The 6,179-nt window shown below is 37.0% G+C and carries 3 protein-coding genes; 1 reads left to right on the top strand and 2 read right to left on the bottom strand.

What is annotated here, in order from left to right:
• Nucleotides 1-57 precede the first annotated feature (57 nt).
• On the bottom strand, nucleotides 58-2,433 hold the full coding sequence (gene ppsA, locus N473_RS23140; RefSeq protein ID WP_063370010.1) for a phosphoenolpyruvate synthase: 2,376 nt from the start codon (nucleotides 2,431-2,433) through the stop codon (nucleotides 58-60).
• A gap of 141 nt (nucleotides 2,434-2,574) precedes the next feature.
• Between ppsA and N473_RS23135 the strand changes: the two genes are divergently transcribed.
• Nucleotides 2,575-3,384: a pyruvate, water dikinase regulatory protein gene (locus tag N473_RS23135; RefSeq protein ID WP_063370009.1), complete on the top strand. Its 810-nt coding sequence runs from the start codon at nucleotides 2,575-2,577 to the stop codon at nucleotides 3,382-3,384.
• Between the two features lie 29 nt (nucleotides 3,385-3,413).
• On the opposite strand, the gene N473_RS23130 is transcribed toward N473_RS23135, so the two are convergent.
• Nucleotides 3,414-4,769, bottom strand: coding sequence for a class II 3-deoxy-7-phosphoheptulonate synthase (locus N473_RS23130; protein WP_063370008.1), 1,356 nt, complete (start codon nucleotides 4,767-4,769; stop codon nucleotides 3,414-3,416).
• Nucleotides 4,770-6,179: the final 1,410 nt, after the last annotated feature.

Raw genomic sequence — 6,179 nt, 5'->3', positions numbered from 1 at the left:
TACTGAATGTGAACTACTGAAAACTGCACCTAAAGATTAGGTGCAGTTTGTAAGTGGTTACTTATTGAATTTTTCCGCTAAGTATAACCAAGTTTCTAATACTGTATCTGGGTTTAGTGAAACAGTATCTATTCCCTGCTCTACAAGCCAAGCTGCAAAATCTTCGTGGTCAGATGGGCCTTGACCACAAATACCAACATACTTGCCTTTTTCTTTAGCAGTTTTAATTGCCATTGATAGTAGCTTTTTAATAGCCGGGTTTCTTTCATCAAATAAGTGCGCGATCAGCCCTGAGTCTCTATCAAGACCTAATGTTAACTGAGTCAAATCATTTGAGCCAATTGAGAAACCATCAAAGTATTCTAAAAACTCATCAGCAAGTAATGCATTAGAAGGTAATTCACACATCATGATGACACGTAGGCCGTTCTCTCCGCGCTTCAAACCATGTTCTTCTAGTAGTTCGATGACTTTTGCTGCTTCTTCAAGCGTTCTTACAAATGGAATCATAATTTCTACATTTGTAAGACCCATTTCGTTGCGCACTCGTTTAATCGCTTCGCATTCTAATGCAAAGCATTCTCTGAAATCTTCAGATATATAACGAGAAGCACCACGGAAACCAATCATCGGATTTTCTTCTTCTGGCTCATATTGCTGACCACCGATTAAGTTTGCATATTCGTTTGACTTAAAGTCAGACATACGAACAATAACTTTTTCAGGAGCGAAAGCTGCGCCAAGTGTTGAAATACCTTCCACCAATTTTGCGATATAAAACTCCACCGGCGAGTCGTAGCCGGCAATAATATCGCTGATTTCAGCTTTAAGGTCGTCAGACTGACTATCAAAGTTGATTAGTGCCTTAGGGTGAACACCTATCATACGGTTGATAATAAATTCTAAACGAGCTAGGCCAATACCAGCATGTGGTAATTTTGCAAAATCAAATGCTCTGTCTGGGTTACCAACGTTCATCATGATCTTTAAAGGTAGATCCGGCATCGAATCAATACGTGAAGAAATAACTTCGTACTTCAATTCGCCTTCGTAGATATAACCAGTATCACCTTCAGCACATGAAACTGTTACTGCATCACCGTGCTTAATCGTGTCAGTTGCATTACCACAACCAACTACAGCTGGTATACCTAGTTCACGTGCAATGATTGCAGCGTGACAGGTTCTGCCACCGCGATTAGTTACGATCGCAGAAGCACGTTTCATGATAGGTTCCCAATCAGGATCTGTCATATCAGTAACAAGCACATCGCCTTGTTGGACTTTATCCATTTCATCAATTGATGTTAAGACTCTAACAACACCAGAACCTATTTTATGGCCAATTGCTCGACCTTCACATACTACATTTGATTTTTCTTGTAGCTGGAAGCGCTCCATAACGTTTGAATCTTCGTTAGAACGTACGGTTTCTGGTCTAGCTTGTACTATATATAGTTTTCCATCATTACCATCTTTTGCCCACTCGATGTCCATAGGACGACCATAGTGCTTTTCGATGATAACTGCTTGCTTTGCTAACTCTTGAACTTCGTCGTCTGTAATTGAGAACTTGTTCGAAAGCGCCGGATCCATGTCAACAATCTCTACTTGTTTACCATGTGATTCGTCACTTGAGTAAATCATTTGAATTGCTTTTGAACCGATATTTCTTCTTACCACAGCTGGTTTGCCATTAGCTAAAGTCGGCTTATGAACATAAAATTCATCTGGGTTAACAGCGCCCTGCACTACCATTTCACCTAGACCGTAGCTAGATGTTACGAATACTACATCTTCAAAGCCTGATTCAGTATCGATAGAGAACATGACACCAGATGATGCTTTGTCTGAACGCACCATTCTTTGGATGCCAGCAGAAAGTGCTACACCTCTATGATCGTAACCTTGGTGTACGCGGTAAGAAATTGCTCGGTCATTGAAAAGCGACGCGAATACGTGCTTGATTGCAACCATAACTGCGTCAATACCACGAACATTGAGGAAAGTTTCTTGTTGGCCTGCGAATGATGCATCTGGCATATCTTCTGCAGTTGCAGATGAACGAACAGCAAAAGATACGTCGTTGCTATCGTCACCGTGGAGGGTTTTGTAAGCTGCTCTAATTGCTTGGTCTAATTCTGGTTGGAAAGGAGTGTCGATGACCCATTGTCTGATCTGGCTACCTACTTTTGCCAGTTCGTTGACGTCGTCAACATCTAAGGTGTCTAAAATAGTGTGAATTTTTTCATTGAGTCCTGATTGCTCAAGAAATTCATTGAACGCATCTGCTGTAGTTGCGAATCCACCTGGTACTTGTACACCAGCGTTAGCAAGGTTAGATATCATTTCACCAAGAGAAGCGTTTTTACCACCAACTCGAGGTACGTCATGCATACCCAATTCTTGATACCAGAGAACGTAGTCTTGCACGGAACTGTCTCCAAAAACAAATTGTAATAAATGTGAGAGATTAATTGACCTTCCTTTAGGTCGAAGGCATTCTACAACGGTAAGTATAGCCGCGTAAACCAAGACTTGAAAAAATACTAAAAAAGTAATGAAAAGGTTAAAATGAGAACAGCATTTTATATATCAGATGGCACTGCAATTACAGCAGAAGTTTTTGGACATGCAACCTTGTCAATGTTCCCGGTAGAATTTGACCATAAAACAATGCCTTTCATTGAATCAGTAGAAAAAGCCCATGCTATAAAAGCGACTATTGATAAAGTTGCAGAAACCAGTGGTGAGCCACCTCTCGTATTTTTTACATTCGTTAACCCTGAATTGTCAGACATTATTTTGTCTTCTAAAGGCGTTTGTTATGACTTTTTGTCTTACGCAAGTGAAATTGTTAAACGAGAGCTAAAAGTAAAACCAGTGCCTAAGGTTCACCGAACTCATAGTATTCATGAAAAAACTTATGATTTCAGGATATCAGCGGTTAACTATGCGCTTGCCAATGATGATGGTGCCAATATAAAAGATTATGATGAAGCTGATATTATTTTGGTTGGTGTTAGTCGTAGTGGAAAAACACCTGCAAGCTTATATTTAGCTCTACAATATGGTATCAAAGCAGCTAACTACCCTATTACTGAAGATGATTTAGAAAAAGGTAACTTTCCAAAATTTTTACTAGAACATAAAAACAAATTGTTTGGATTGACGATAGATCCAGACCGACTGGCGTCGATTCGACAGGAAAGGATGGCTAACTCCAAATACGCATCAATTCGACAGTGCAGAATTGAGGTACGTGAAGTGGAAATGTTATTTAAGAGACATAAAACACCTTTTTTGAATTCAACAAAATTTTCTGTTGAAGAGATTTCGGCAAAAATTATCGCTGAAGCTGGATTATCAAGAAATAAATATTAAAAAAGGCCGCTTTGAAGCGGCCTTTTATATTAAGCTCTGTCTCTAGCATCTTTAAGTAAGTCTGCTACTAAGAACCCAAGCTCTAAAACTTGATCCGCATTTAGTCTTGGGTCACACTGAGTTCGATAGCGTTGAGCTAGATCTTCATCAGATAAACCATAAGCCCCGCCAATACACTCTGTAACATGTTGGCCTGTCATTTCTAAATGCACACCACCAGGATAAGTTCCTTCGGCTTTATGAACAGCAAAGAACTGGCTGATTTCTCTTAATATATTGTTAAAGCTTCGTGTTTTATAGCCTGTGCTCGCTTTTTCTGTATTGCCATGCATAGGGTCTGATGACCACACAACATTTCTACCTTCCGATTTGACCTTTCTTACTAAGTTAGGAAGTTTCTCAGGTAGTACATCAGCTCCCATTCTGGTAATTAAAGTCAGTCTACCTGGTATATTTTCAGGATTTAACGCGTCAATTAGTCTGATTAAATCATCAGGATCCATGCCAGGACCAACTTTTACGCCAATCGGGTTTTTGATGCCCCTAAAGAACTCAATATGCGCATGGTCTAATTGCCTTGTTCGTTCACCTATCCACACAAAGTGTGCTGAACAATCATACCAATCACCAGAAAGGTGATCTCTTCTTGTTAAAGCTTGCTCGTAGCCTAAAAGAAGTGCTTCATGAGACGTGTATAAATGTGTTTCTTTCAAACTTGGAGCTATCGACGCATCAATTCCGCAGACTTCCATGAACTCTAATGCGTCTTGAATGCGGTTAGCCATCTGTTGAAACTTATCTCGCAAAGGGTTAGCAGCAACAAAACTCATGTTCCATCGGCTAACTTGGTGTAAATCAGCAAGACCACCCTGTGCAAAAGCTCTTAGTAAGTTTAATGTTGATGCGCTATGGTGATAAGCTTTCATCAGTCTATTTGGATCTGGGATCCTTGCTTCTTCGGTGAACTCAAAATTGTTTATGATGTCTCCGCGGTATGACGGGAGCGAAACGCCATTTATTGTTTCATAATCAGATGACCTAGGTTTTGCATATTGCCCGGCCATGCGTGCAATCTTAACTACAGGACACTTGCCACCATAAGTTAGGACGACTGCCATTTGTAGTAATGTTTTGAACGTATCTCTAATATTTGTAGCGCTAAAATCTGAAAACGATTCTGCGCAATCTCCACCTTGCAGTAAAAATGCCTTTCCATTACATACGTCTGCAAGGTTTTTATATAAACTTCTAGTCTCTTCAGCAAATACAAGAGGCGGTGCTGCATTTAGCTCTGACTCTACATTTTTAAGAAGATTTTTATCAGGATATTCCGGCTGCTGTACAATCGGAAAGTCTCTCCAGCTATCTGGACTCCAAGGTTTCATTTCTCATTCCTCATTAGTTACCTCACAATGCACGTTATCGTATAGGACGGTAAGCATCAAGCACAAATTAGTTAATTTTCAATTATTTTGTCTATTAAAACGGAAGAAACTAGAACACATCATACTTTATATCTAAATCAGTTATAGAAATATTGGATAAAAATAAGTAATGAAGTGACCAATCGACAGGTTAAACCTTCAAATCAAAGATGTTGGACTTTTTATTTATGGATTATGTTAAATGGTATGTTTTTTACAAATTGGTGTAGATTACTTCTTAAAGAATAACATGTATTTTAAACGTTAGCTTTTTAATGATTCGTAAAACTCACTTGTGCGCTTATAATTTCAGTTATTCTTTTCTTTGAAAAACTATAAGCATTCACGAAGACCAACTTACCTGTTTATTCTATAATTTTTTCTCAAGTTGAAATCAGATTTATCTTGTATTTTTAGCCTTGTATCAAAAAATCAATACACTCAAGTAGGCCATTAAACGCTCTTTTCTTAAAATTTGAGTAATTAAAAATTATATTCTAGCTTTAAGATCTGCCTACAAACCACTAAACAAAGTTCTGTTATTCGCTTTGATGAAATAAGTGTTTTTTTAATTCTGGTGAGTTAAAAAAAGCACTTTTTGATAAGCCACTATATAAAGTTTATTACCCCTCTCATCAATAATTAGAAATAAACAGAGTATACAGAATTGCTCTATGACTACCGAATTTTGCTAGTCATAGTTTTCGTCGTGTCCTTTTAGGTGTTAAAAATTTATCCTCTGCATATAAGTCTCTTTCTAATGAAAATATACTTTGCTCTGAATCCAAAAGTTTAAAATTTATTTATAGCTTTTAACTAGATGAACTATCGATCTTAGTTTCATCTTCCTCTCATGTTAGTTTTACTGAGACCTAACAACTTCGAAGTTCACTTGAGCTTCTTTAAATATTAACTTTTATATTGCAAGCTCAAGTTTATTAGAATGATGAAAAAACATTTCCTAGATATTTATAATGTCTAGCAATTCTGAAATTTTTATTTATTGATAGAAATACATCTTTTAAGAAATATAAATTCCCACTCTTCTTTTAAATAGTTTCTTGTGTATTTGTTTCGTAAACGATACAATTTAAGGAACACATCATACTTTGTTTTATCAAACAGTTTAGATTGATATTTAAAATTATAAAATAGATCGCCAGTTAAAAAGCTTCACTGGTACCTTGCGTTATGTTAAATACTGTTTAATAAAAAACAATTAAAGATCAGTATTAATTATTTTAGAAAAAACTAGCTAATTATTAAACCTACGTCTATTTTCAAGAATTAATTTTTTGAATCAAACTATTAGCAAATTTAAAGAAATACAGTAAGTTTTAATTCTTTATCCAACTTCAAACTCTTTACTCA

The sequence above is a fragment of the Pseudoalteromonas luteoviolacea CPMOR-1 genome (genome assembly GCF_001625685.1).
GTDB lineage: Bacteria > Pseudomonadota > Gammaproteobacteria > Enterobacterales > Alteromonadaceae > Pseudoalteromonas > Pseudoalteromonas luteoviolacea_K.
The sequence above is the reverse complement of the archived record's forward strand: the minus strand, read 5'-3'. Positions and strand labels throughout refer to the sequence as shown.

Coding starts and splice junctions, on each gene's coding strand:
- N473_RS23135 (WP_063370009.1), top strand. CDS start 2,575: ATGAGAACAGCATTTTATATATCAGATGGCACTGCAATTACAGCAGAA.
- N473_RS23130 (WP_063370008.1), bottom strand. CDS start 4,769: ATGAAACCTTGGAGTCCAGATAGCTGGAGAGACTTTCCGATTGTACAG.